This window comes from Vibrio sp. MM46 (assembly GCF_027587135.1).
Lineage (GTDB): Bacteria > Pseudomonadota > Gammaproteobacteria > Enterobacterales > Vibrionaceae > Vibrio > Vibrio harveyi.
The window spans coordinates 229800-253748 of the sequence record NZ_JAPPTO010000003.1; the positions used below are offsets into that span (position 1 = coordinate 229800).

The following is a 23949-nucleotide window of genomic DNA, read 5'->3' on the forward strand; positions in this document are numbered from 1 at the left end:
CCTTCTAGTTAAGCGCTGTATTAAGCGTAAAGTGGGTTTGTTTTTTCAGTGTCGATGTTGAACTTAGCAATCGCTTCAACGACGACTGACTTCTCAACATCACCACGTTTCGCTAGCTCAGTAAGAGCTGCAACAACTACGTAGCCCGCATTAACTTCGAAGTGACGACGTAGGTTCTCACGGCTGTCAGAACGACCGTAACCATCAGTACCAAGTACTTTGTAAGACTCAGAAGGCATGAACGCACGAACTTGCTCAGAGTAGTTCTTCATGTAGTCAGTCGCTGCGATTGCTGGCTCAGTACCCATTACTTGTGCAATGTAAGGTACTTTTGCTTCTGCTTCTGGGTGAAGCATGTTGTAACGCTCTGCGTCTTGACCGTCACGAGTTAGCTCGTTGAACGATGTTACAGAGAACACGTCAGATGCGATGCCGTACTCTTCGCTTAGGATAGTCGCTGCTTTACGTACTTCGTTCATGATAGTACCAGAGCCCATTAGCTGAACTTTAGACTTGTCACCTGCGTAAGACTCAAGCTTGTAGATACCCTTACGGATACCTTCTTCAGCGCCTTCTGGCATTGCTGGCATTGCGTAGTTTTCGTTCATTACCGTTAGGTAGTAGAACACGTTCTCTTGGTTCTCACCGTACATGCGACGGATACCGTCTTGCATGATTACTGCAACTTCGTAAGCGAATGTTGGGTCGTAAGAGATACAGTTAGGAACTGTATTCGCCATGATGTGCGAGTGACCATCTTCGTGCTGTAGACCTTCACCGTTTAGCGTTGTACGACCAGCAGTAGCACCTAGTAGGAAACCACGAGCTTGTTGGTCACCAGCCATCCACGCCATATCACCTACACGTTGGAAACCAAACATTGAGTAGTAGATGTAGAACGGGATCATTGGTAGATCGTTCGTGCTGTATGACGTTGCTGCTGCAACCCATGAAGCCATTGAACCTAGTTCGTTGATACCTTCTTGTAGAACCTGACCTGAAGTTGCTTCTTTGTAGTAAGAAACGATGTCGCGATCTTGAGGTGTGTAGTTCTGACCGTGCGGGTTGTAAATACCGATCTGACGGAATAAACCTTCCATACCGAACGTACGAGCTTCGTCACAGATGATAGGAACGATGTTCTTACCAATATTCTTGTTCTTAAGCAGGATATTAAGAGTACGAACGTAAGCCATTGTTGTAGAGATATCACGCTTCTGCTCACTTAGTAGCGGAGCGAACTCTTCTAGCTCAGGTGTTTTGAATTCTTGAGTGAACTTAGGTAGACGCTGTGGCGTGTAACCTTTTAGTTCTTTACGACGAGCGTGTAGGTATTCGTACTCCGCTGTACCTTCTTCAAGTTTCAGGTATGGAAGTTCTTTCACTGCTTCGTCAGTTAGGATGTCTTGAAGACCTAGACGATCACGTAGGTGTAGTACGTGAGTCATATCCATCTTCTTAACTTGGTGCGCGATGTTCTTACCTTCAGCGGCTTCACCCATGCCGTAACCTTTAACAGTCTTCGCTAGGATTACTGTTGGACGACCTTTAGTTTCTGCTGCGTTTTTGTAAGCTGCGTACAGTTTAGAAGACTCGTGACCACCGCGCTTAAGTGCGAAGATTTCGTCATCAGTCATGTCTGCAACTAGTGCAGCAGTCTCTGGGTACTTACCAAAGAAGTGTTCACGTACGTAAGCACCGTCTTTAGATTTAAATGTTTGGTAGTCACCATCTACAGTTTCGTTCATCAACTGTAGAAGCTTGCCTGTTGTATCTTTAGCAAGTAGAGCATCCCAGTTGCTACCCCAGATAACTTTAACAACGTTCCAGCCAGCGCCTTTGAATAGACCTTCTAGCTCTTGGATGATGCTACCGTTACCCATTACAGGACCGTCTAGACGCTGTAGGTTACAGTTGATTAGGAATGTTAGGTTGTCTAGCTTCTCACGCGCAGCGAAAGAAAGTGAACCACGTGATTCTGGCTCATCCATTTCACCGTCACCTAGGAACGCGTATACACGCTGTGCAGACGTGTCTTTCAGACCACGACCGTCTAGGTACTTAAGGAAACGCGCTTGGTAGATCGCAGAAATTGGACCAAGACCCATAGATACTGTTGGGAACTGCCAGAACTCAGGCATCAATTTAGGGTGCGGGTATGATGGGATACCTTTACCGTCTACTTCTTGACGGAAGTTGTCTAGCTGCTCTTCAGTTAGACGACCTTCAACGAATGCACGAGCGTAGATGCCCGGAGAGATGTGACCTTGGTAGTAAACTAGATCGCCACCGTCCGTCTCGTTTGGAGCACGGAAGAAGTGGTTGAAACAAACTTCGTAGAACGCCGCTGCTGACTGGTAAGAAGCCATGTGACCACCTAGGTCTAGGTCTTTCTTAGAAGCACGCAATACGATCATGATTGCGTTCCAGCGAATAATCGAACGAATACGACGCTCAAGAGTTACGTCACCAGGGTAAGCTGGTTCTTGTGCTGCTGGAATAGTGTTGATGTAGTTTGTGTTGATGCCAGTTGGCATATCAACGCCGTCTAGACGTGCTTTTTCTAGAACGGTTTCTAGTAGAAACTGTGCACGTTCTACACCTTCTTCACGAACAACTGATTCAAGGGCTTGTAGCCAATCTTGAGTTTCCAGTGCATCTACGTCATGCTTCATGTCAGACATGGCGATCTATCCTTCTGTTGGTTGGATCTACTTATTTAAGTAAGCGGTTCTTGTATTAAGAATCGTTACCTTGCTGAATTCGACGCAGAGAACGCTCTCGTCGAGACTCTTCTCGAGTCAAATCCAACAATGTTTCTTCAATATAAGCTAAATGTGAGTGAGACATTTCACGTGCCTTTTCAGGCTGACCAGAAACAATCGCATCCACGATATTAGCTCTGTGTTTACTTACTTTATCGACCACTTCATCGCGGCGATGTAAGAGCTTTAGATTCTGTAGAACATTTTGCTCAAGCAAAGGCGCAAGGCTGCGAACAATATGAAGCAGGACGACATTGTGTGCCGCTTCAGTCAAAGCAATCAGAAACTGCATCACTGCAGCGGCTTCTGCCTCAACGTTATCGCCTTTTTGCTCTTCGCTAATTTGATTCAAACAAGCTTGAATGCGTGCAAAATCTTCATCGGTACCACGCAAAGCTGCAAAGTACGCTGAAATCCCCTCCATCGCATGGCGCGATTCAAGTAGGTCTAACTGCGTTTCTGAGTGAGTCGACAACAAGTTCAACAACGGATCTGAAAAGCTTTTCCAGATGTTTTCACTAACGAATGTGCCACCGCCTTGACGACGAGTAAGCAAACGCTTTGCTTCTAAGCGTTGAATGGCTTCACGGACAGATGGACGAGACACATCGAACTGCTTAGCGAGTTCGCGCTCTGGTGGCAACTGCTGCCCCGGAGACAATGTTCCTTCCACAATCAACCTTTCTAGCTCTTGTTCAATAACATCAGAGAGCTTTGGCTGACGAATCCTTTGATAAGCCATAATTTATTGTTCTTCTACTCTTGCAGGTAATTGGTAATACCAATTTTAAGATGGTGCAGAAATTAACATAATTAAAACGCCACTGTCCAGCCAAAAATTGACCTAAATCATAGAATGGACTTACAACCAACACTCTGATAACAATCGACTATTAAAACAGCAATAAAATTGGTCTTACCAATTACATAAACAAAACAGATGGGAGCTCTGCGTGCTAGTAATTTTGATCAACAAAAACAAAAAATGACAAAATTATCCGTACATTTTTTCACCAACCGCTGTTTTGAGCGTTCAAAATGTAGTTAACTTTTAACAAGCATTCATATTTCTCGTATCAAAAAAAGGCATACTTGAGTGTATGCCTTATTTATTTCTGTTTTTTGAATTTACACTTTCGCTACAAGTTAGCGTTGTATTTGTTGCCTGAACTTGACCCAGTCAAAGCTTAGACCAGGATCGGCTTTTCTCAAGGGAGCGATATACTGATGCCCCGTGATTCGGGGTAAGGTGATTTTGGGGTAAGAATGCATGACCGCATGAGCCAAAGCTGTAAGTGATTGATATTGCTCTTCTGTATAAGCCACAAACTCAGTGCCTTCTAACTCAATACCAATCGAATAGTCATTGCAACGTTCACGACCAGCAAAGCTAGATTGCCCTGCATGCCAAGCTCTATCTAAAAACGAAACAAACTGAACAATTTCGCCATTACGCTTTATTAAGCAATGTGCCGAAACGCCCATTTTGTGAATTACTTCAAAAAATGGATGTGCTTTAGGATCGAGATTGCCAGTAAAAAAGTCCTCTATATATGAACCACCAAACTGGCCTGGCGGCAAACTGATGTTGTGAACCACCAGCAGAGAGATGTCATCTTTGTCTGAACGAGCATCAAAGAATGGCGATGGAACATGCTTTGCTTGCGTCAACCAACCATTCTCGATTTTTAGGCACATATCAACCTCTCTACTTTGCAAATTAACTGCTGAAATTATTGACACCGGAGAGTATCATTCGTTGCCATCTCCCTTTCAAGACAAGATTTGCGATGAAGAACACACACAACAGCCAAGAACGCCTAGAATACCTTAAGCAACAGCTTCCATTAGAAATCACTCGCGCCGTAGCCGATACCCTAAAAGAAGACCTAGGTGGCACATTGGATGCAGACAAAGACGTCACCGCATCGCTTATCCCAGCAGACGCTATTAACACAGCAACCATCATTACTCGTGAACACGGTGTATTTTGTGGTCAAGCATGGGCAGATGAAGTATTTAAACAACTGGGTGGCAAAGTCGCGATCGAATGGCATGTAAAAGATGGCGACAAGGTTGAACCAAACCAAACACTTTGCACACTGACTGGTCCTGCTCGTGATTTGCTCACTGGCGAGCGCAACGCAATGAACTTTATTCAAACCCTTTCAGGTTGCGCGACTATTACCGCTGAGTACGCAGAGAAAATTGCTCACACTGAGTGCCGTCTATTAGATACTCGTAAAACCATTCCGGGCTTACGTAGTGCGCTAAAATACGCAGTAGCCTGTGGCGGTGGTTTCAACCACCGTATCGGTGTATTCGATGCCTACCTTATTAAAGAAAACCACATCATTGCATGTGGCGGGATCACTCAAGCGATTACCACAGCAAAATCATTGAACCCAGGTAAACCAGTTGAAGTGGAAACGGAAAGCTTGGACGAGCTAAAAGAAGCGATTGAAGCAGGTGCAGATATCATCATGCTCGATAACTTCACCACAGATATGATGCGTGAAGCAGTCGCTATCAACGCAGGACGCGCTGCGTTAGAAAACTCTGGCAACGTGACTCTAGAAACCATCGCTGAATACGCAGAAACGGGCGTAGATTACATCTCGGTGGGCGCTTTAACTAAGCACCTAAAAGCGATGGATCTTTCGATGCGCTTCAAGTAATCCAAACTAAATAAGCAAAAGTAATTCTCGTTAACTCATAGAGTTACTCCATTAAACACCAACAAAGAGCCGCACGGCTCTTTATTTTTATCCACATAAAAAATAACACCACTCGCAAAACCTTGCATGCAATATGCAACTTGAGTGTAAAGATTTTTATCTCAGTCGAGAGCTTCTCCCTTCCCAGTTTTCTCTTTCCCCTACTCTTTTTACTCTTCTGCCCCATGCATAAGCATTAACTAAATTTATCTTAAGGAAACAAGATGAAAACGAATAAACAGAAGAAGCAGCAGGGTTTTACTCTAATTGAATTGATGATCGTGGTAGCGGTTATTGGTGTTTTAGCAGCGATTGCTATTCCACAGTATCAGAATTATGTAAAAAAATCAGAGGCTGCAGCTGGGCTTGCAACTCTTCGTTCACTAACTACAAATATTGATACCTTCATTGCTGATACTGGCACCTTTCCTGCTGATGCCGACGCACCCACGTTAGGTGCTGCTGTTGATATGAACAAACTTGGAACAATTTCTTTTGCAGATAGTGGTGCATCGGGAGCGACAGCAACGTTTACTTTTGATGGTACAGCTAGCGCACTAGCTTCTACTGATACCGTTGTCCTTGCGAAGGATGCAACTACCGGACTTTGGACCTGCTCTCATAGTACTGGCGTAACTCTAAAAGGCTGTTAATGCTAACCAACCTCTCAACGGTTCTTCGTCAAGCGGGAATACTGACCTTTTCCCAAGAAGAATCGTTACTTGAGCAAGCAAAAGCTTCTGGCATTTCGATGCCGGAGGCTTTACTCAGTTCTGGCTTTTTCCAATCACATGAATTGACTGAGCACCTTAGCTCCATCTTTGGGCTTTCCTGCACATCACTCAGTCAGTATGAGTACTCGTCGCTGTGTCAAAAGCTTGGCTTGCGCGATCTGATCACTCGACATAATGCCTTGCCACTCAATCGCACATCTTCGACATTAATACTCGCAGTTGCAGACCCAACTAACTTGCAAGCGGAAGATGACTTTCGTTTTGCTACCGGTTTACAAGTCGAGCTTGTTCTGGCGGACTTTAAAGAACTCACCGCAGCCATTCGTCGTTTATATGGTCGTGCACTCGGTCAAGAAAAGTCCGGTCTTAAAGAAATCAACCAAGATGAACTGGCAGGTCTCGTTGATATTGGTGAGGACGAAATTGAGAACATTGAAGATCTCAGCCAAGATGAATCGCCTGTCAGTCGTTATATTAACCAAATTCTGCTCGATGCCGTTCGTAAAGGGGCTTCTGATATTCACTTCGAGCCCTATGAAAACATGTATCGAGTGCGTTTGCGTTGCGATGGCATCTTGATCGAAATTCAACAGCCTCCGAGCCATTTAAGCCGTCGCCTCTCAGCCCGAATAAAGATCCTATCTAAGCTTGATATCGCTGAGCGCCGTTTACCACAGGATGGTCGTATCAAGCTCAAATTAAACCAAGACACCGCGATTGACATGCGAGTCTCCACGCTGCCAACTCTGTTTGGGGAGAAAATCGTACTGCGTTTGCTCGACAGCAGTTCTACAGCATTAGATATCAATAAACTCGGATACAGCGATCATCAAAAGCAATTGTATTTAGAAGCACTGCGCCGCCCACAAGGCATGATCCTAATGACGGGACCAACGGGCAGCGGCAAAACGGTTTCTCTTTACACTGGTTTGAGCATCCTCAATAAAACCGAGATCAACATTTCCACCGCTGAAGACCCCGTTGAGATCAACTTACCCGGCATTAACCAAGTTCAAGTTCAACCTAAGATCGGCTTTGGCTTTGCAGAAGCGCTTCGCTCTTTCTTACGTCAAGATCCCGATGTAGTCATGGTGGGTGAGATCCGAGATCTCGACACGGCAGAAATCGCGATCAAAGCGTCACAAACCGGACACTTAGTCCTTTCTACCCTGCACACCAACTCCGCCGCCGAGACGGTCATTCGCTTATCAAATATGGGGGTAGAAAGCTTTAACCTCGCATCCTCTCTTAGCTTGATCATCGCTCAGCGTTTAGCACGAAAGCTTTGTCCACATTGCAGACAACCTCAAGAACCTAACAGCCAACTTCAACATATTGGAATTACCAGCACTGAAGATATCTTCCAAGCGAATCCTGATGGTTGTAACGAATGCACCCAAGGATACTCTGGCCGCACTGGCATTTACGAAGTGATGAAGTTTGATGAATCCCTATCAAATGCGCTCATCAAAGGCGCTTCAGTACACGAATTAGAAAAGCTAGCGATTGCCAATGGTATGCAGACTCTACAAATGTCCGGCATTGAAAAGCTCAAACAAGGTGTCACCAGCTTTAGTGAGCTGCAACGTGTTCTCTATTTTTAACTTCTCAGATTTTATTAGGCAGTTACTTACACTATGAAAACCATCGCTCCACAACTTAAGAACTACCGTTGGAAAGGCATTAATAGCTCGGGTAAAAAAACCTCTGGTAATGTGCTCGCAATGACAGAAGTCGAGGTAAGAGAGCGCCTTGATGCTCAGCACATCAAGATAAAAAAACTCAAAAAAGGCAGTATTTCTTTTATCACCAAGATAAGTCATCGAGTAAAAGGCAAAGACATTACGGTGTTTACTCGTCAAATCGCCACCATGTTGATGACTGGCGTCCCTATTGTTCAGGCACTCAAGTTAGTTTCAGAGAACCATAAAAAAGCTGAAATGAAGTCGATTCTAATGAGTGTGACGCGAGCGGTAGAAGCAGGGACACCGATGTCGAAAGCCATGCGTACCGCTAGCACGCACTTTGATCCACTTTACACCGACTTAATAGCAACAGGTGAGCAGTCCGGTAACTTATCCCAAGTCTTTGAGCGTCTGGCAACCTACCGAGAAAAAAGCGAGCAGTTGCGTGCAAAGGTTATTAAAGCGCTCATTTACCCGGCGATGGTGGTATTAGTAGCACTTGGGGTTTCTTATTTAATGCTGACAAAGGTTATTCCTGAGTTTGAAAAAATGTTTACAGGTTTTGGTGCCGAATTACCCGCCTTCACCCAGATGGTACTCAACCTTTCTGCTTGGACCCAAAATTGGGGTCCCTTCATTGGGCTGAGCTTTGTGAGCTTACTCATTTCTGGCAAAATCATGTCACAACGCTCCGACTCATTTCGTCTTTTGACTGCACGGTCGAGTTTAAGAGTACCTATTTTAGGACCAGTTTTATCCAAAGCTGCCATTGCGAAGTTTAGCCGTACTTTGGCGACCAGTTTTAGCGCAGGTATTCCTATCCTAACCGCCTTGAAAACTACCTCAAAAACCTCTGGTAACATGCACTATCAATTGGCAATCGAAGAGGTATATCGAGATACTGCCGCTGGTATGCCAATGTACATTGCCATGCGTAACTGTAACGTCTTCCCAGAATTGGTATTGCAAATGGTCATGATTGGTGAAGAGTCAGGTCGCTTAGATGACATGCTCAACAAGATAGCCGCTATTTATGAGTTCGAAGTCGATAACACCGTCGACAACCTAAGTAAGATTTTGGAACCGTTGATCATTGTTTTTCTGGGTGTCGTTGTCGGTGGTTTGGTGACAGCAATGTACTTACCAATCTTTAACTTGATGAGCGTATTGGGATAGAATGATCCTTTAGCAAATTAATTCTATCAAAACAGCACCTTGCTCGTTTGATTTACCGCTCAAGAGACTGATATGGAAGTATTCCAGTACTACCCATGGCTATTCGTTGTATTTACCGCTATTTTTGGTTTGATCGTGGGTAGTTTCCTCAACGTAGTTATTTACCGTTTACCTAAGATCATGGAACTAGAATGGCGACGCGAGTGCGCTGAATCATTCCCTGAATACAAGATCGAGCCACCAAAAGAGACATTAACCTTAAGCGTGCCACGTTCATCTTGTCAGCAATGCGGTACACATATCCGCATTAGAGACAATATCCCTGTTATTAGTTGGCTATTACTAAAAGGTAAATGCCACAACTGCCAATCACCTATCAGTGCCCGTTACCCTCTTATCGAACTGCTTACTGCTTTTTGTTCGGGTTTTATCGCTTTTCATTTCGGTTTTAGCTACTTCACTGTGGCGCTGGTTTTCTTTACCTTTGTATTGATTGCTGCCACATTTATCGACCTTGATACCATGTTGCTGCCAGACCAACTCACACTGCCATTGATGTGGGCGGGTATTGCTCTTGCTCTTGCCGGTATCAGCCCTGTGAGTCTTCAAGATTCTATTATTGGAGCAATGGCAGGCTACTTATGTCTTTGGAGTGTTTATTGGTTATTCAAACTCCTCACAGGCAAAGAGGGAATGGGCTATGGTGACTTTAAACTCCTTGCTGCATTAGGAGCTTGGCTGGGCTGGCAATCTCTGCCGATGATCATTTTACTTTCTTCGGTAGTAGGCGTCATTTTTGGTCTTATCCAGCTGCGCTTGCAAAAGCAAGGTATCGAAAAAGCCTTTCCTTTTGGTCCTTACCTTGCAATTGCAGGATGGGTGAGCCTAATTTGGGGCAATCAAATCCTCAACTGGTACTTTACGTCGATTCTAGGAGTGTAAATGGCTTTTGTTATTGGCCTAACCGGCGGTATTGCGAGCGGCAAAACCACCGTGGCAAACCTATTCAAACAACAGTTCAAAATAGACATCGTTGACGCTGATATTGTGGCTCGTGAAGTCGTAGAGCCAGGCACACCTGGACTTAATGCCATCATTGAGCACTTTGGCACTGATATTGTCCGAGATGATCAAACACTTGATAGAGCCAAATTGAGAGAAAAAATCTTCTCTAACCCAGAGGAGAAAGCATGGGTGAATGGGTTATTGCACCCAATGATTCGCGAAAAGATGATCGAAGACTTGGAGCAAGTCACATCAGACTACGCTCTTTTAGTTGTACCTTTATTGGTAGAAAACAAGCTCGATAGTTTGTGCGATCGTGTACTTGTTGTTGATGTCGAGTCACAAACCCAGATCTCAAGGACGGTGAAACGCGATAACGTGAGCGAAGAGCAAGCAAAAGCTATCTTGGCATCTCAAGCATCTCGTGAACAACGACTTGCTCTGGCTGATGATGTGGTTAAGAATAATCCAAATGACCCAGATCTTTTGCTTCAAATCACAGATTTACACGAAAAGTACCTAGCCATGTGTAAGAAAAATCTGCGAAAATAGGAATGAAACTCACCAAGGCTACTGTCGATGACCACGCACAAATTTGAACATCCGCTAAATGAAAAAACTCGTATTTATTTAAGAGTTGAGTCTTTGTTGCGTCAGACTCATCTAGCCTCTGGTTTTGCTGACAATCATCAGTATCAACTGTTCTTCCGTGCACTCTTCGATATGGTCGAGATCTTTGAGCAAATTCAATTAAAAAGCGAACTGGCAAAAGATCTTGAAAAGCAACGTTTAGCTTATCGCAATTGGCTTAATGTCGATGGTGTCGATCAGCAAGCCCTTAGCGAACTCTTAAAAGAGATCGACGTGGTCCATAGCCAACTGATGACTGCTGAGCGTTTTGGTCAGGCACTTAAAGAAGATCGCTTCTTAAGTTCAATTCGCCAACGCTTTAACTTACCTGGAGGGTCATGTTGTTTTGATCTTCCTGCGTTGCACTACTGGCTTCATTTACCTATTGAGCGTAAAAAACACGATGCAGAACAGTGGCAAGCGAGTTTAAAACCTTTGTCTGATGCCTTAGCACTCTGGCTCAAGCTGACTCGCGAAACAGGACATTTCAAAGCACAAATCGCTCGCACTGGATTCTTCCAAAGCGATGCGGACGAAGCCAACATCCTGCGTTTACACATTCCAATGGAATACGGTGTCTACCCGATGATCTCGGGTCATAAAAACCGTTTTGCCATCAAATTCATGGCTTTTGAAAGCGGTCAAGCTTGTACTCAAGACGTTGAGTTTGAACTCGCTGTTTGTAGCTAAGCGCAACTCGCACTACTATTGCCATAACACCTTTGAACACCGAATAAATAGGACGAATGACGATGTCTAAAATTACAGTCGTTCCATGCCCACAATGTGGTGCCGACGTAGAGTGGGGAGAGCAAAGTCCTCACCGCCCTTTCTGTAGCAAACAGTGCCAAATGATTGATTTTGGCGAATGGGCTGACGAAGAAAATACCATTCCTGGCGCACCAGATATGTCGGACAGTGATGGTTGGTCTGAAGACCAATACTAAGAAGCTAGAACTCAGAAACGAGAGCACCACGCTTCGAGAATAAAAAGAAGGGTTGATGTGAGAACATCGGCCCTTTTTGTTTTTTATTACGCCGAAAGAGAGATTCCGACAATGCGCATTCGTCGCTTTCGGGAATGACACCGTTTGAGTTCATTTGTTTTTTATTCGTCATCCTCAAGAGGGAGGAACGAGCGAGTTGGGGATCCCTTTTTTACTCTCTCGCAGGACAAATGCCGCTCACTAACCGAAGCACTCCACTATATCAGAGCAAGTATTCCTGATTCTCGAAGCATAACGTCCTTTTTCGCGCATAAAAAAACGGAGCCCAAATGGGCTCCGTTTACTATGAGAACGCTAGTTATAGCATTACTTCTTAGCAAGTTTCTCTTTGATACGAGCAGACTTACCAGAACGCTCACGTAGGTAGTACAACTTGGCACGACGTACTGCACCACGGCGTTTAACTTCGATGCTATCAACGATTGGAGAGTGTGTTTGGAACGTACGCTCAACACCTTCACCGTTAGAGATCTTACGTACAGTGAAAGCAGAGTGAAGACCACGGTTACGGATTGCGATTACAACGCCTTCGAAAGCCTGTAGACGCTCACGGTCACCTTCTTTAACTTTAACCTGAACTACAACAGTGTCACCTGGTGCAAATTTAGGTAGGTCTGATTTCATTTGCTCTTCTTCAAGAGCCTTGATGATGTTACTCATTTTTTAAATTCCTAGAATAAACTGATACTAAATAAATTAGGTTACTTTGCACTATGTTCACTAATGAACTCAGCAAGTAATTGTTCCTGTTCGTCAGTCAGAGCTAGGTTTTCCAGGAGCTCTGGTCTTCTAAGCCAAGTTCGGCCCAGCGACTGTTTTAGTCGCCATTGACGAATGTCCTTGTGATTGCCTGACATCAGTACCGCTGGTACTTCTTTGTCATCCAATACTTCTGGACGCGTATAGTGAGGGCAATCTAACAAACCATTTGCAAAAGAATCTTCTTCTGCTGACGCGAAATCCCCTAGTACACCCGGAACAAACCGAGAGACAGAATCGATTAACGTCATGGCAGGTATCTCACCACCCGTCATCACAAAATCCCCAATCGACCATTCTTCGTCGACTTCAGATTGAATGATGCGCTCATCTACCCCTTCGTAACGACCACAAATCAGAAGTAAATTCTCATTCGTTGCCAGTTCTTCAACGCCTTTCTGGTCGAGCTTACGACCTTGAGGAGAAAGGTAAATGACTTTCGTCTTACCCGGTGAGGCTGCTTTCGCGGTATGAATGGCATCGCGCAAAGGCTGAACCATCATTAACATACCAGGACCACCACCGTAAGGTCGGTCATCGACAGTGCGATGTTTGTCATGAGTGAAATCACGAGGATTCCAAGTCTCAATCGACAAAAGACCTTTTTTAACCGCTTGACCTGTTACCCCAAAATCAGTAACAGAACGGAACATTTCAGGAAAAAGGCTAATAACGCCAACCCACATGTTTATCTCGCTCTGTAATTTTGGAGATTAGAATCCAGGATCCCAGTCAACTTCGATCCGTTGAGCTTCGCGATCAACTTTGATGATCACTTGCTCTTCAAGGAACGGGATTAATCGTTCCTTTTGCCCGAAAGCATCTTTTAGATTTGCTTTAACAACCAGAACATCGTTTGAGCCAGTTTCTAGAATGTCAGATACGACACCGAGATCGTAACCTTTAGTGGTTACTACTTGCATCCCAAACAATTCACGCCAGTAGAACTCATCTTCTGACAATTCAGGTAGTACCGCAGGGTCAATAGCAATCTCAAAGTTCGTCAGTAAGTGTGCGTCTTCACGAACTTCCAGACCTTCAAGCTTAGCCACCATACCTTTGTTATGGCGCTTCCAGCTTTCTACTTTGAACTCAACCCACGTACCCTTTTGGTTAATAAACCAAGGGCTGTAATCGAAAATGCTTTCAGCATTGTCTGTGTAGGAAAAAACTTTAAGCCAACCACGAATGCCGTAAGTAGCACCAAACTTGCCTACAACAATCTTTTCGTTGCTCATTGTTTCTTTACCTTTCATCGACATAAACTAGTTTCTACTTCTAAAGTAAAAATTAAGCCGCTTTTTGAGCGTCTTTAACTAGCTTAGCAACGCGGTCAGATAGAGACGCGCCTTGACCAACCCAGTGGTTAACGCGGTCTAGGTCTAGACGTAGACCTTCTTCTTGACCTTGTGCAGTTGGGTTAAAGAAACCAACTTTCTCGATGAAACGGCCAGTTGCAGCGTTGCGGCTGTCCGCTACTACGATTTGATAAAATGGACGCTTCTTAGCGCCGTGACGTGCCAAACGAATGGTTACCATGTCGTCCTCTTTGCTTTCTCAAAAATAAAATTAACCCCAACAATCATCCAAAAAACTGAATAATCTGGGGTCTCGTGCCAAAATAAAGCTCCGGAATTTTACTCTTATCCCGGAGCAATGCAAGGGGTTTAGTTATTTTTTCACCAACATAAATTGAAATCCAAGTTTGTGACGTAGCTAACACCCTGAAACTAAAGTCTAGGCAATCGTTTAACGACCAAATGGGTTGAAGCCACCGCCTCCGCCCATGCCACCCATCATGCCTTGCATGTTACGCATCATGCCTTTCATGCCGCCCTTCTGCATTTTCTTCATCATCTTCTGCATTTGGGTGAACTGTTTCAGCAGACGGTTAACGTCTTGAACCTGAACACCAGAACCCGCAGCGATACGTTTCTTGCGCGACCCTTTGATGATTTCTGGGCGTTGACGTTCTTTCATTGTCATTGAGCTGATGATCGCTTCCATTTGCTTGAACATCTTGTCATCAACTTTGTCTTTCACGTCTGATGGTAACTGAGACATGCCTGGAAGCTTGTCTAGCATGCCCATCATGCCACCCATGTTTTGCATTTGACCCAGCTGTTCACGGAAGTCTTCAAGGTCGAAGCCTTTCTTCTCTTTGAACTTCTTCGCTAGCTTCTCTGCTTTGTCTTGGTCAACATTGCGTTGTAGGTCTTCAATCAGTGACAGTACATCACCCATGCCTAGAATACGCGATGCAACACGATCAGGGTGGAATGGTTCTAGTGCGTCGGTTTTCTCACCCACACCGAGGAATTTGATTGGCTTACCCGTAATGTGACGAACTGATAGCGCTGCACCACCACGTGCATCACCATCCACTTTAGTCAGAATCACACCAGTTAGTGGTAGTGCATCACCGAATGCTTTTGCTGTGTTCGCCGCATCTTGACCTGTCATTGCATCAACAACGAACAGTGTTTCAACCGGGTTAATCGCTGAGTGAAGATCTTTAATCTCACCCATCATTTCTTCATCGATAGCCAAACGACCAGCGGTATCGACAATTAATACGTCGTAGAATTTCTTCTTTGCGTGGTCAATTGCTGCATTAGCAATATCAAGTGGTTTTTGATCTGGTGAAGATGGGAAGAAATCGACACCGATGTCTGATGCTAGGGTTTCTAGCTGCTTGATCGCTGCAGGACGGTAAACGTCGGCAGACACAACCAAAACTTTCTTCTTATCACGCTCTTTTAGAAGCTTAGATAGCTTACCTACCGATGTAGTTTTACCCGCACCTTGTAGACCCGCCATCAAAAGCACTGCTGGCGGCTGCGCTGCTAGGTTCAGTGCTTCATTAGATTCACCCATTACCGCTTCAAGCTCAGCTTGAACGATCTTGATGAACTCTTGACCCGGCGTTAGGGATTTAGAAACTTCTACACCTACCGCTTTTTCTTTAACGCGGTTTACAAATTCACGTACAACAGGAAGCGCAACGTCCGCTTCCAATAGTGCCATGCGTACTTCACGTAGGGTTTCTTTAATGTTGTCTTCGGTCAGACGACCTTTACCACTGATATTCTTCAGCGTTTTGGATAATCGATCCGTTAAATTCTCAAACATCTTTGTCTCTTCGCTAAAATGGCGATTAATTAGTGTGAGTATACCTTAGCCAACGTCACAGTCATACCCGAACACGGCTCTTATCCTTAACTTGAGGGCTAACTCGTTAATTTCAATATCTCATCTCTCGTGATTGATGAGGCATAGCCCATAGCCCCAAAGAGTAATGCAAGGTATAATTTTCACCATTGTGCACAATAACTCTTAAGATTCATGGATAGCTTAATTGCCATCGCAGCCGCCATTCTTTACGTTCTGGCAATTGCGACCATCATTCCCGGACTCTCTCAACAGTCAGGAATTAAAGCGAAAACCGTATTTGCCAGCGCGGCATGTGCGTTGGTTTTTCACGCTTGGATTCTGAGTGATCTGATTTTCGACGGTTCAGGGCAAAATCTCAGCATTCTTAATGTCGCCTCTCTTATCAGCTTTATTATCTCACTGGTGATGAGCGTTGCGATGTTGAAGAACCGCTTGTGGTTCCTTCTTCCTGTGGTTTATAGCTTTGCTGCCATCAATTTAACTGCTGCTACTTTCTTACCAAGCACTTTTATTAAGCATTTAGAGAACGACCCTAAGCTACTTATACACATTTCATTTGCGCTCTTTTCCTACGCAACTTTAACTATCGGTGCCCTATACGCACTGCAACTTGCGTGGCTCGACCACAAACTAAAAACCAAGAAGTCGTTAGCAATTAATCCGAATTTGCCACCTTTGATGATGGTAGAGCGTCAACTGTTCAAGATTATTTTGATTGGTAACTTGCTCCTAACGGGAACCTTGATTACTGGTTTTGTTTTTGTACAAGACATGTTTGCTCAAGGAAAAGCTCATAAAGGTATCCTTTCTTTCATCGCTTGGGTTGTGTACTCAATTCTACTTTGGGGGCATTACCAGAAAGGCTGGCGAGGCAAGAAAGTGACATGGTTCGCGGTAGCAGGGGCGACCTTGTTAACCTTAGCGTACTTCGGTAGTCGCTTTGTGAAAGAAATCATCTTAAGTTGATGTTCTCCATCTATAAAATGCAATTAATAAGGAGCCTAGGGCTCCTTATCCTTTATATTAAAGGGCAAATAAAATAGAGTAACCCTTATTGCATTGACTTAATGGCCAAGCTCGGTCATAAATTAACCAAACACATACAAGGAACAGCAGCGTTTTGGACGACATATCTACGGGTATCTTATTTGCGCTACTCGCGTGTCTTATCGTCATATCAGGTTACTTCTCCGGTTCAGAAACAGGGATGATGTCTTTGAACCGATACCGCTTAAAGCACTTAGCCAATAATGGGCATAAAGGGGCGAAGCGAGTCGAAAAACTACTAGACCGCCCAGATCGACTGATTGGTCTTATTCTTATCGGTAACAACCTCGTCAATATTCTCGCGTCTGCCATCGCGACCATTTTAGGTATGCGGTTATACGGAGACTTAGGGGTTGCGATTGCCACTGGCGCACTCACCATGGTTGTCCTTGTGTTTGCAGAAGTCACACCGAAGACCATCGCCTCGCTTTACCCTGAGCGCGTCTCTTACGCGAGCAGCATTCTCCTCACCATTCTAATGAAAATTCTGTCACCTTTGGTGAGGTTAGTTAACTTCATTACTAACGGCTTTATCCGTTTGATTGGTGTGAAAGCCGATCACACCACAGAAGATCATTTAAGCTCAGAAGAACTGCGCACCGTCGTTAACGAAGCAGGCGGTCTTATCCCTCGTCGTCACCAAGACATGCTCGTATCGATTCTGGATCTAGAACACGTCACCGTTAACGACATCATGGTGCCACGCAATGAGATCACAGGGATCGACATCAATGATGATTGGAAATCTATCGTCCGTCAGCTGACTCACTCTCCTCATGGTCGCATTGTGTTGTACCGTGATCAGATTGATGAAGTCGTTGGTATGCTGCGCCTACGTGAAGCATACCGATTAATGCTAGAGAAGAATGAATTCAACAAAGAAACACTACTGCGCGCTGCTGATGAGGTGTACTACATCCCAGAAGGTACGCCACTGAATGTGCAGATGTTGAAATTCCAGCGTAACAAGCAGCGTATCGGTTTGATTGTCGATGAGTATGGTGACATTAATGGTCTCGTCACTTTGGAAGATATCTTAGAAGAGATTGTTGGTGAATTTACGACTTCCATTGCACCAAGCTTGTCAGAAGAGATTACTCCTCAAGGTGACGGCAGCTTCCTGATTGAAGGTAGCGCCAACATTCGTGACATCAACAAAGGCTTGAAATGGAAACTACCAACCGATGGTCCACGCACTTTGAATGGTCTGATTCTAGAGCATTTAGAAGACATTCCTGAAAGCCACTTGAGTGTGCAAGTTGCCGGACATCCAATGGAAATTGTCGATATTGAAGAGAACCGCATCAAGCTGGTGAAGGTGTACCCAAAGCTCAAGAAGAGCGGTTAACTTCACCACTTTGAATATTCTAATCAACAAAAAAATAGCCTGACAGTGTCAGGCTATTTTTTTGTTTTCAGAGATCTAAACTCAACGCTAAGTTAGTCGATACGTAACTCTTTCAGCATAGATTCTGGCAGTGCCAAATCATCATTCTTATTGACTGCAACGCCCGCTTCTAGAATGTTTTTCGCGATTTGCTTTGCCTCATCTAAAGAGTGCATTGCAGCTGTACCACATTGGTATTCATTCAGCTCAGGGATCTTGTTTTGACTTTCTACTATCAATACGTCTTCCATTGCTGCAACCCAAGCATCCGCCACTTGCTGCTCTGAAGGCGTACCAATCAAGCTCATGTAGAAACCGGTACGGCAACCCATTGGTGAGATATCGATGATCTCAACGCTATCACCGTTTAAGTGGTTGCGCATAAAGCCAGCGTACAAATGCTCTAAAGTGTGAATTCCCTTCTCAGAAAGGATGTCTTTGTTCGGTGCAGTAAAACGTAAGTCAAATACTGTGATGGTGTCTCCCTTTGGAGTTTGCATCGTTTTAGCCACACGAACTGCTGGCGCATGCATACGTGTGTGGTCTACGGTAAAACTGTCTAATAAAGGCATTACATCTCTCCTGATTGTAACCTCCAATACTTACACGTATTGGTCATTATTTCTGTTCATTTCCCCTCTGACTATTAGGGGGAGACTAAAAGAACCAGCTGCTGTTGTCTTCTAATTCCTGACGACATTGCTTCAGCTGCCAGCCATAAGTCTTGGCGGTTTGCTCCACGCGTCTTGCAACTTTAACTAAGCTAGGTTTGCTTTTATAGGTCCCACGCTTATAGCCACCACGTCCTTCATGGTACGCAAGATACTGGTTGTAAGGGTCCCATAACGAAATGCCTAATTGACGACGAGTCTCATGGGTATACCAACCGACAAACATCATTGAATCGTCAAAATTGGTGCGTGAACCACCTTGTCCTGTCGCTTTTTGAAAATCTTCCCAAGCAGGGTCTTGAGCTTGAGCATAACCGTAAGCACTGCTGACACGTCCCCATGGAATAAAACCGAGAATGTAATCTTTTGGCGGTCGAGCATCATGACGAAAGCTACTTTCTTGCTTAATGATCGCCATGGCTACATTTATCGGTGTGCCCCACTCTTCTTCCATGTCTTTGGCATCTTCGTACCAACCGGATTTTTCTCGGAATATTTCACATAGGTTATCTTGTTGCTTTGGGGGCGCAGTTGCACAACCGGCTAACATCACGCTCCCAAGCACAGACACCACTAACGCCTTAATGTCCAATCCCTGCCCTTACTGCTGGTTATTGTTTTAAGTAAGCAAAGTAATCTTCTAGGAAATCATCGAACGATAGAGTATCGCTTTGCTCTGCTTGTTTTTGTTTCTCTACCGATGTTGCAACTTCCGTTTCCATTGCATCGGCTGAATATTGTTCATAGTTGTGTGCTAGGTTTTCTTCGCGGAATTTCATGCCAAGCGCACACCCCACTTTACCTAAACCACCATGCTCTTTTGTCAGCTCAAGCAACTGACCAGAAATGGTTAGCTCTGGCTCATCAATCCAAGACTCAAGTTTGTCACAAACTGCTTGGTACGCATTTCCACCAGCAACCGAGTCCATTTCAACCGCAATCTGACGAAGGTCAGCAAACACACGATGTGCCCAGTCTTGTAGAGACAGGCGCTCACCTTGGCAACCGATTTGTAGCATCAAACCTTTCTCACGACCAGACACAATGACCTTGTTCCAGTTGTCACGCCAGCATTCGAGCTCACAGTTGTCCATAGGGTCAGAATCTGAAAGTGCCGCCCAAGTAAGGAATAGATCAAGGAAGCGAACCTGCTCTTCACTCACACCAACGGCGCTGAATGGGTTCACGTCTAGCGAACGAACTTCAATGTACTCTACACCGCTACGTTTAAGCGCTTCAGAAGGTTTTTCACCGCTCTTAGTTACACGTTTAGGACGAATTGGCGCGTACAGTTCGTTTTCAATTTGCAGAATGTTCGAGTTAAGTTGACGGTATTGACCATCCACTTTTACCCCAATCTGAGCAAACTCTTCCGATGGGTGACGAATTGCATCATCTAGACCATCAAGATACTGCTCGATAGAGTTAAAGCCAATCTTAAGTACGCTTTGTGCGCTGTTGGTGTAACCGAGATCACTTAGGCGCAGCGACGTCGCTTTAGGCAAGTATAGAGTGCCGCCAACTTTCTCAAATGGTAGGTCAGTTTCACGACCTTGAATGAATGAACCACAAAGTGCTGGTGACGCCCCAAAGAAGTACGGAATCATCCAGCCAAAACGGTAGTAGTTACGAATCAGCGCAAAGTACGCAGCAGATTTCGTTTCTTGGTGTGCTTCTTCATCTTGTTCGCCATGCAGAGCGTCCCAGAATGATTCAGGAAAAGAGAAGTTAAAATGCACGCCCGAGATAATTTGCATCAGGCTACCGTAGCGGCGTTTTAGACCTTCACGGTAAAGCGTTTTCATTTTAGCTGAGTTCGATGAGCCATATTGTGCCAGCTGAATATCATCCTCTGAGCCCACGTAACATGGCATTGAAAGTGGCCACATTTTCTCTTCACCCATTTTGGTTTGAGTGAAGTGATGGATATCTTTCAACTGCCCCATTAATTCAGGGATCTCGTGCGATACAGGAGTGATGAACTCCAGCAGAGATTCTGAAAAGTCGGTCGTAATCCATTTGTTTGTGAACGCTGAGCCCAAACCCTCGGGATGAGGTGTTGTTGCTAGGTGTCCATCCTGACGATAGCGCAAAGTTTCTCGCTCAACACCGCGTCCAAACTGCTTAAATACTTCTGGGTTTGATGCAACTTGTTTTAGTCGCGCAGCAAAATCAGTCAAAATGAGGTTCGCTTATATTGGGAGCAGGACACTCGCCAAGCGTGGCAAGTGAAAGCTAAGTTGTTGATATATAATCCATCTAGATAAATAACCCATCAAAAAGTCATTTATCTAGTTAGAAACGAATAGCGGAGAGTCTCCTCTCCGCTATTAAATGTGTACTCTATCGAATGATTTCAAGCTCTTCCACGTCTTTCCCTAACTTTTCTAGTTGAGGGCGAAGGGATTTCGCGTCCCCGACAACAACTATCTGGTAGTCATTCGGGTCGAACCATTTCTGTGCTAGAGCGTTGAGAGTCTGTTTGTCGACAGTCTCAACAATAGCGTTTCGTTGCTGTAAGTAGTCTTTGTCTAAGTTGTATTTCAAAATATCACTGATGAGTTTGCTTTTCTGTGTAGGCGTCTCATATTTCAGTGCATCTTTTTGACCGACTGCTTGGCGCATAAATTTCAATTCATCTTCAGTCATGCCAGATTGTGAGAACTCATTCAACTCATTCTCCATTTCTACAATAGAGGCAATGGTCGAATCCGCACGCACTTGCGCTGTAAATACAACAGAACCCGTTTCTACATTTCCAGAGAAATAGCCATAAGCACCATAAGTGTAGCCTTTGTCTTCACGAAGGTTTTGGTTGATACGACTGTTAAAGTTACCGGCTAAGTTGAAGTTTGCTAACTGACCCAGATAGAAATCTCCCGTCGCATCATAAGGCATGCCTTGACGGACCATCATGACCACACTTTGCGGAGCTCCTGGCTTATCCACCAAATGAACTTTTTGTGGACCTAGCGGAGCAATGGCTTGAGGGGCATACAAAGGTGCCGCTTCATCTTCCCAATTTGCCCAAAACGACAATTGTTTCTCAACGTCAGCTTTGCTGATATCACCAACCGCAATAATTTGCGCACTTTGAGGTGTGTAGTGCTTCGCATAGAAATCACGCACGTCATCGAGAGTCAGAGCTTGGAGCCCCGCTTTGGTGCCATCTTTTGGACGAGCAAAAATAGAATCTCCGTACAATACTTGACGGCTAGCTTGCGACGCCATCCAACTTGGTTTTTGATGCTCATACACCAAACCTTCTAACGCTTGCGTCTTAACTCGGTCAAAGTCTTCTTGCTTAAATGCCGGAGACAACAACATCTCTTCGACAATCTTAAGTGTTGGCGCTAGATTTTTCTTCAGGGCGGAAACACTAATGTCTGTTGTGTAACCTGTCGCATCGACAGAAATAACACTACCTAACTTATCAAGTTCAGCTTGAATCTCTTCTACCGAACGTTTGGTTGTTCCTTCTTGCAGCATAGCGGCAGTCAGTTGAGCCAAACCTTCCTTACCAGCTTCAACGAAACGTGTTCCAGCTGGTAAACTAAACTGCATGGTGACGGTTGGTGTTTCACTGCTTACTGTACCCAGCAACTCAGAACCATTGTTGAAGTGGATGTCATACAACTTCGGCATGGTTGCCTCAACAGGCTCACCCACTGGCGGTTGAACAGAACGGTCAAAGTTGTCAGTTGCTCGGCGGTAAGCCAATTGATCGTCTGAGATTTTTTCATACTCAGGAAGAGTGCGTTTTGGTGTCACGAATGTCACTGGTTTCACAGCAAGCTCTGTTTTACCTTTTGGCACAACACTCAAGGTGACCTTGTTCTTACCTTGAATAAAATCACTGTATGCTTTTTCTACCGACTCAGGCGTTACAGCACGAAGTTGCTCAAGCTGTTCCTCAATCAAATCTGGCTTGCCGAAGAAAGTTTGATTCGATGCTAGCTGTGTCACTTTACCTTTCACACTTTCTAAAGCGAAAATCGCATCGGCTTCAGATTGACCTTTAAGTTGCTCCAAACGATCTTTCGTCACCCCGTCCTTCGCAAACTTACCCAACGATGTCATCAGCTCATCATATAGCTTGGTGAGGTCGCCTTTATCACCAGAATCACCCATCGCGTAGACGTAAAAATTACAAGAAAGCTCAGCACAGTCATGGAAAGAACCTGCATCTACTGCTTTTTGTGTTTTTACTAGGTCTTGGTAAAGCACGCTGTTAGTACCACTACCTAACACGCTTGATAGAGTATCAAGTGACGCTTGAGTGGCTTCGCCATTGTAGGTTGTCGGCCATGCCACCATAACCATTGGTTGCTGGATACGATCTTCTAAGGTGATGAACTTGCTTTCTGCTAGCTTTGCAGGCTGCTTAGGTGCATTTTCCACTTCAGGTCCGCGAGGGATTGAACCAAAGTACTTATTCACCCACGCTAATGTTTGCTCAACATCAATATCACCACCAATGGTTAGTACTGCGTTGTTTGGACCATACCAACGTAGGAAGAAGGCTTTCAGATCGTTCACATCAACGCGGTCAAGATCTTCAACGTAACCGATCGTTTGCCACGAGTATGGATGACCTTCTGGGTACAGCGCCTCTGCCATGCGTTCCCAAATCAAACCATAAGGACGGTTGTCATAACGCTGCGCGCGTTCGTTTTTAACTGTTGAGCGTTGAATTTCAAACTTATGCTGTGAGACGGCATCGAGCAAAAAGCCCATGCGGTCTGACTCAAGCCACAACATTTTTTCTAACTGATTAGCAGGAACAGTTTCAAAGTAGTTCGTGCGGTCACGGTTAGTCGTGCCGTTTAGTGTACCGCCAGCTTCTGTAATGATCTTAAAGTGCTCTTGGTCACCAACGTTCTCAGAACCTTGGAACATCATATGCTCGAAGAAGTGAGCAAAACCAGATTTGCCAATTTCTTCACGTGCCGAACCAACGTGATATGTCACATCAACGTGTACAAGTGGATCCGACGCTTCAGGTGCCAGAATGACCGTCAAACCATTGTCCAACTGATACTTCTGGTATGGAATTTTCACTTTGCCTTCTTCCGCTTTTGATGACTCTACGAAAGTAACTCCATCAGGCAATGATGATACAGGGGAGTTTGATGCACAGCCCGTGATCACTAATAGTGAACACGCGCTAACCCAAAACATTCTCATGCGCT

22 protein-coding genes are annotated in these 23949 nt (G+C 44.7%); 10 read left to right on the forward strand and 12 right to left on the reverse strand.

Going from position 1 to position 23949, the window contains the following annotated elements; all coding sequences use genetic code 11:
- Positions 1–20: 20 nt before the first annotated feature.
- The 3 genes from aceE to ampD form a co-directional block, all read right to left on the reverse strand.
- A complete protein-coding gene (aceE, locus tag OH459_RS04835) occupies positions 21–2684 on the reverse strand; it encodes a pyruvate dehydrogenase (acetyl-transferring), homodimeric type (RefSeq protein ID WP_005446262.1) in 2664 nt (887 codons plus the stop codon).
- A gap of 55 nt (positions 2685–2739) precedes the next feature.
- A complete protein-coding gene (pdhR, locus tag OH459_RS04840) occupies positions 2740–3507 on the reverse strand; it encodes a pyruvate dehydrogenase complex transcriptional repressor PdhR (RefSeq protein WP_005446261.1) in 768 nt (255 codons plus the stop codon).
- Positions 3508–3911: 404 nt separating this feature from the next.
- A complete protein-coding gene (gene ampD / locus OH459_RS04845) occupies positions 3912–4463 on the reverse strand; it encodes a 1,6-anhydro-N-acetylmuramyl-L-alanine amidase AmpD (RefSeq protein ID WP_017189135.1) in 552 nt (183 codons plus the stop codon).
- A 92-nt stretch (positions 4464–4555) separates the two neighbouring features.
- Here ampD and nadC point away from each other — a divergent pair, with 92 nt between their 5' ends.
- From nadC to yacG, 8 genes are all read left to right on the forward strand, one after another.
- Positions 4556–5443, forward strand: a complete 888-nt coding sequence (gene nadC / locus OH459_RS04850) for a carboxylating nicotinate-nucleotide diphosphorylase (RefSeq protein WP_029790346.1) — start codon at positions 4556–4558, stop codon at positions 5441–5443.
- Between the two features lie 263 nt (positions 5444–5706).
- Positions 5707–6135: a type IV pilin protein gene (locus OH459_RS04855; protein WP_009698754.1), complete on the forward strand. Its 429-nt coding sequence runs from the start codon at positions 5707–5709 to the stop codon at positions 6133–6135.
- Positions 6135–7820 carry a type IV-A pilus assembly ATPase PilB gene (pilB, locus tag OH459_RS04860; RefSeq protein ID WP_009698755.1) on the forward strand — a complete coding sequence of 562 codons (1686 nt, stop codon included), beginning with the start codon at positions 6135–6137 and terminating at the stop codon, positions 7818–7820. The genes OH459_RS04855 and pilB overlap by 1 nt, the downstream gene beginning before the upstream one ends.
- A gap of 33 nt (positions 7821–7853) precedes the next feature.
- Positions 7854–9077 carry a type II secretion system F family protein gene (locus OH459_RS04865; RefSeq protein ID WP_005446256.1) on the forward strand — a complete coding sequence of 408 codons (1224 nt, stop codon included), beginning with the start codon at positions 7854–7856 and terminating at the stop codon, positions 9075–9077.
- 72 nt (positions 9078–9149) lie between these two features.
- Entirely contained in the window at positions 9150–10019 is an 870-nt protein-coding gene (locus OH459_RS04870; RefSeq protein WP_005446255.1) for a prepilin peptidase, read from the forward strand.
- Entirely contained in the window at positions 10020–10634 is a 615-nt protein-coding gene (coaE, locus tag OH459_RS04875) for a dephospho-CoA kinase (RefSeq protein ID WP_053052946.1), read from the forward strand.
- A gap of 27 nt (positions 10635–10661) precedes the next feature.
- Entirely contained in the window at positions 10662–11402 is a 741-nt protein-coding gene (gene zapD, locus OH459_RS04880; RefSeq protein ID WP_009698757.1) for a cell division protein ZapD, read from the forward strand.
- 62 nt (positions 11403–11464) lie between these two features.
- The gene (gene yacG, locus OH459_RS04885; protein ID WP_005446249.1) at positions 11465–11659 is read left to right on the forward strand and encodes a DNA gyrase inhibitor YacG; all 195 of its coding nucleotides are present in this window, start codon (positions 11465–11467) and stop codon (positions 11657–11659) included.
- A 366-nt stretch (positions 11660–12025) separates the two neighbouring features.
- Here yacG and rplS read toward each other — a convergent pair whose 3' ends face one another.
- The 5 genes from rplS to ffh form a co-directional block, all read right to left on the reverse strand.
- Positions 12026–12379: a 50S ribosomal protein L19 gene (rplS, locus tag OH459_RS04890; RefSeq protein WP_005379971.1), complete on the reverse strand. Its 354-nt coding sequence runs from the start codon at positions 12377–12379 to the stop codon at positions 12026–12028.
- Positions 12380–12420: 41 nt separating this feature from the next.
- Complete coding sequence (gene trmD / locus OH459_RS04895) at positions 12421–13164, reverse strand: tRNA (guanosine(37)-N1)-methyltransferase TrmD (RefSeq protein WP_005446247.1); 744 nt, start codon at positions 13162–13164, stop codon at positions 12421–12423.
- 27 nt (positions 13165–13191) lie between these two features.
- A complete protein-coding gene (rimM, locus tag OH459_RS04900) occupies positions 13192–13740 on the reverse strand; it encodes a ribosome maturation factor RimM (RefSeq protein WP_005446245.1) in 549 nt (182 codons plus the stop codon).
- A gap of 28 nt (positions 13741–13768) precedes the next feature.
- Complete coding sequence (gene rpsP / locus OH459_RS04905; RefSeq protein WP_004410028.1) at positions 13769–14017, reverse strand: 30S ribosomal protein S16; 249 nt, start codon at positions 14015–14017, stop codon at positions 13769–13771.
- A gap of 210 nt (positions 14018–14227) precedes the next feature.
- Complete coding sequence (gene ffh, locus OH459_RS04910; RefSeq protein ID WP_005446242.1) at positions 14228–15610, reverse strand: signal recognition particle protein; 1383 nt, start codon at positions 15608–15610, stop codon at positions 14228–14230.
- A 213-nt stretch (positions 15611–15823) separates the two neighbouring features.
- Here ffh and OH459_RS04915 point away from each other — a divergent pair, with 213 nt between their 5' ends.
- Positions 15824–16618, forward strand: coding sequence for a cytochrome C assembly family protein (locus tag OH459_RS04915; RefSeq protein ID WP_038897985.1), 795 nt, complete (start codon positions 15824–15826; stop codon positions 16616–16618).
- A 154-nt stretch (positions 16619–16772) separates the two neighbouring features.
- Positions 16773–18047 carry an HlyC/CorC family transporter gene (locus OH459_RS04920; protein ID WP_047512919.1) on the forward strand — a complete coding sequence of 425 codons (1275 nt, stop codon included), beginning with the start codon at positions 16773–16775 and terminating at the stop codon, positions 18045–18047.
- 92 nt (positions 18048–18139) lie between these two features.
- Here the strand turns inward: OH459_RS04920 and luxS are convergent, their stop codons facing one another.
- The 4 genes from luxS to OH459_RS04940 form a co-directional block, all read right to left on the reverse strand.
- Positions 18140–18658, reverse strand: coding sequence for an S-ribosylhomocysteine lyase (gene luxS, locus OH459_RS04925; RefSeq protein WP_269985998.1), 519 nt, complete (start codon positions 18656–18658; stop codon positions 18140–18142).
- A gap of 85 nt (positions 18659–18743) precedes the next feature.
- Entirely contained in the window at positions 18744–19349 is a 606-nt protein-coding gene (locus OH459_RS04930) for a transglycosylase SLT domain-containing protein (RefSeq protein ID WP_173364781.1), read from the reverse strand.
- Positions 19350–19368: 19 nt separating this feature from the next.
- A complete protein-coding gene (gshA, locus tag OH459_RS04935; RefSeq protein WP_269985999.1) occupies positions 19369–20937 on the reverse strand; it encodes a glutamate--cysteine ligase in 1569 nt (522 codons plus the stop codon).
- A 163-nt stretch (positions 20938–21100) separates the two neighbouring features.
- Positions 21101–23944, reverse strand: a complete 2844-nt coding sequence (locus tag OH459_RS04940) for a M16 family metallopeptidase (RefSeq protein WP_053052944.1) — start codon at positions 23942–23944, stop codon at positions 21101–21103.
- Positions 23945–23949: the final 5 nt, after the last annotated feature.